We start from the raw sequence: 1,903 nt of genomic DNA, 5'->3' as shown, positions 1-1,903 counted from the left end.
ATCCATGATGCCGACAATATCAGGCATCCCTGGCTACATCGCTCCGATCGCAATCGTCACATCAGGCTATGCGCTGTTCCAAACGGCCAACAACACCGCCGTCATGTCGGATATCCGCCCGGACCAGCGGGGCGTCATTTCCGGCTTGCTCAATTTGTCGCGCAATCTCGGGCTCATCACCGGTGCATCCGCCATGGGCGCCGTGTTCGCATTCGCCTCAGTGACGATCGACATCGCAACGGCGCGCCCCGAGGCCGTTGCCGCCGGCATGCGGATCACGTTCGCAGTCGCGGCGGTTCTGATTGTCGTCGCGCTCGCGATGGCGGTTGGTAGCCGTGCTCTCGCGGCGCGCCCCTCTCTGCCTGGAGATATTTCTTGACACGAGACCGTACGCTTTCGACAAGAAGCCGATGCATGCTCGGATCGGGCGTCAGATCAGCAGCAGGCCCTTCATGCTGGCATGACCCTTCTTGCCGATGATGATGTGATCGTGGACGGCAATGCCGAGCGGTTTGGCCGTCTCGATGACCAGCTTGGTCATCTCGATGTCGGCGCGCGACGGCGTCGGATCCCCTGACGGATGATTGTGCGCCAAGATGATCGCCGTGGCGGAGAGTTCGAGCGCGCGTTTGACCACTTCGCGCGGATAGACCGGCGTGTGGTCGACGGTGCCGACCTGCTGCACCTCGTCGGCGATCAGCGCGTTTTTCTTGTCGAGAAACAGGATACGGAACTGCTCGCGCTCCTCGAAGGCCATTACCGACCGGCAGTATCCGAGAACCTGCGTCCAGGACGACAAGACCTCGCGGCCTTTGATCTCGCTACGTGCCGCGCGTTGGGCGGCCGCGGCAACGATCCTCAGATCGAGCGCCACTGCCGGGCCGATACCCCTGACCTCTTCAAGTCGCGCGACAGGCGCGCCAAGCACCTCGGCAAGCGTGCCGAAACGCGCCAGCAGCGCCTTGGCGACGGGCTTGGTGTCGGAGCGGGGGATCAGGCGGAAGAGCAAGAGCTCCAGCAATTCGTAGTCGGGGAGGGCGTCGGAACCCGCGGCCGCGAAACGTTGGCGCAAGCGGTCGCGATGACCGAGATAATGCGGCTTTTCGACCGACTTGGCTTTCGCGAGCGATTTTATCGGTCTTTCGGGAAAGAAGATGCGTTCGTCTTCGTCGCTGGTTTTCCCCATAGGCCGCCCATATCCAGCATTTACCGGGCAGATGCCCGCGACTTGTCGAACACTATACCGGCAGGACACTATGCCGGCAGGCCCGGGCGGTCGAGGTTTTTTGGCGACAGCGTGAAAATCTCGCACCCGGTCTCGGTGACGCCGATCGTGTGCTCGTACTGCGCCGACAGCGAGCGGTCGCGTGTCACCGCCGTCCAGCCATCCGACAGCACTTTTACGTGCGGCCGGCCGAGATTGATCATCGGTTCGACGGTGAAGATCATGCCCGGCCGCATCTCGACGCCCTCGCTGGCGCTGCCATAGTGCAGGATGTTCGGCGCGTCGTGAAAGAGCTGGCCGACGCCGTGGCCGCAGAAATCGCGCACCACCGAGCAGCGCTCGCCTTCGGCATAGGTCTGGATGGCGGCGCCGATGGCGCCGGTGCGGGCGCCGGGCCTGATCGCCGCGATGCCGCGCATCAGGCATTCATGCGTGACCTCGAGCAGGCGCTCGGCGGCGCGCTTGATCGTGCCCACCGGATACATGCGCGAGGAGTCGCCGTGCCAGCCATCGAGGATGTAGGTGACGTCGATGTTGACGATGTCGCCGTCCTTCAACGGCTTGTTGTCGGGAATGCCATGGCAGACGACGTGGTTGATCGAAGTGCAGGATGACTTCGTGTAGCCGCGATAGTTGAGCGTCGCCGGCAATGCGCCGTGATCCATGCCGAATTCGAAG

Annotated in this window: 2 protein-coding genes and 1 pseudogene; 1 reads left to right on the top strand and 2 read right to left on the bottom strand. The window is 63.1% G+C overall.

Translation table 11 applies throughout. The features are described from left to right. A pseudogene (locus EOA85_RS34125) lies at window positions 1–379 on the top strand (MFS transporter); the annotation flags it as partial. Between the two features lie 51 nt (window positions 380–430). On the opposite strand, the gene radC reads toward EOA85_RS34125, so the two are convergent. Then, entirely contained in the window at window positions 431–1,186 is a 756-nt protein-coding gene (radC, locus tag EOA85_RS34120) for a DNA repair protein RadC (protein ID WP_127212625.1), read from the bottom strand. 68 nt (window positions 1,187–1,254) lie between these two features. Next, window positions 1,255–1,903, bottom strand: a 649-nt coding sequence (gene map, locus EOA85_RS34115) for a type I methionyl aminopeptidase (RefSeq protein WP_127212624.1), incomplete at its 5' end; no start/stop codon positions are given.

Origin of the sequence: Mesorhizobium sp. M5C.F.Ca.IN.020.29.1.1, from assembly GCF_003997375.1 — a bacterium.
Lineage (GTDB): Bacteria > Pseudomonadota > Alphaproteobacteria > Rhizobiales > Rhizobiaceae > Mesorhizobium > Mesorhizobium wenxiniae.
Note: the sequence above shows the minus strand (reverse complement) of the source record. Positions and strands in the feature narration are given on the sequence as shown.

What these genes read in the sequence shown, in the direction of transcription:
- radC (WP_127212625.1), bottom strand. Translation starts at nt 1,186, where the DNA reads ATGGGGAAAACCAGCGACGAAGACGAACGCATCTTCTTTCCCGAAAGA.